Here is a 667-nt window from a genome sequence, read left to right as displayed (position 1 = left end):
TCGCGCTGGGATGCCGAGGCTAAACGCACCGAGGTCAAGGTGTTCCCGTGGGAAGAGGTGTGCGCCATGGTGGGCCAAGGCTCGGCCCTGACCGCGGTGGGGGCCATGACCCAAGCCACCCTGTTTATGGGGGTGAACGACCCAGCGAAACACGGCAGCTTCTGGGCGGCGTTTCAGGTGGGCACCTTAAGCCTGACCAGCGGCGCCAGCGAATGGGAGATGATCCGCCGCTATATGGAAGAAGGCCCCGACGCACTGGATGAGCCCGCCGCCATCACCTTTGACGGGCTGATCGCCGAGTATTGCCAAACACACCGCATCTCCCGTGAGCAGTTCAGCGGTGCTCGCCGCCTGTGGTGGGAACTTAACGGCACCCGCCTTGGCCTGCTGCGCATTAAGATCCAAACCAAACTAGAAGAGCGCTATCTGCGGCGCTTTTTGGCCAACCACCCAGAACTGGCCCATTGGTCAGATCCGCTGCCTCCTGAGCAGTGGGCCAAACCGAGCGGACGGTTAACCTTGGCCAACTATCTGCTGCGCAACGAATACCGCAAGGGCAGCTCGATTTTTAACGTGGGTGACGTGCGCACCCTGCTGGGCGAGCCCACCGACGACAGCGCCGCCCACCCGTTTTACCAAGCGATGGGGTGAACAACCCCTTAGCCGC

1 protein-coding gene is annotated in these 667 nt (G+C 62.2%); it reads left to right on the top strand.

Annotated elements, in window-relative coordinates; translation table 11 throughout:
- A partial coding sequence (locus tag CUC53_RS17990; protein ID WP_420808076.1) for a DUF6708 domain-containing protein occupies nt 1-651 on the top strand: 651 nt, incomplete at its 5' end.
- Between the last annotated feature and the right edge of the window lie 16 nt (nt 652-667).

This window comes from Aeromonas cavernicola, from assembly GCF_002795305.1.
Taxonomy (GTDB): Bacteria; Pseudomonadota; Gammaproteobacteria; order Enterobacterales; family Aeromonadaceae; genus Aeromonas; species Aeromonas cavernicola.
Note: the sequence above shows the minus strand (reverse complement) of the source record. Positions and strands in the feature narration are given on the sequence as shown.